The 267-nt window shown below is 71.5% G+C and carries 1 pseudogene; it reads left to right on the top strand.

Going from position 1 to position 267, the window contains the following annotated elements:
• A pseudogene (locus ASG00_RS17375) lies at positions 1-267 on the top strand (5-deoxy-glucuronate isomerase); the annotation flags it as partial.

The following is a 267-nucleotide window of genomic DNA, read 5'->3' as shown; positions in this document are numbered from 1 at the left end:
CCCCCGCCGAGAACTGGTCATCGTACCCGCCGCACAAGCACGACGAGCACGACCCCGGTCACGAGACACGGCTCGAGGAGATCTACTACTTCGAGTCCGCGCCGGCGCGCGGCGCCGCCGGGGGAGCCGCGGCATCCGCCTTCGGCATGTTCTCGACCTACTCGTCTCCCGCGGGCGACATCGAGATCGACGCGATGGTGCACTCGGGCGACATCGCCCTGGTGCCCTACGGCTACCACGGCCCCGCGGTCGCGGCGCCCGGCTACG

This window comes from Microbacterium sp. Leaf351 (assembly GCF_001423825.1).
GTDB classification, from domain to species: domain Bacteria; phylum Actinomycetota; class Actinomycetes; order Actinomycetales; family Microbacteriaceae; genus Microbacterium; species Microbacterium ginsengisoli.
Note: the sequence above shows the minus strand (reverse complement) of the source record. Positions and strands in the feature narration are given on the sequence as shown.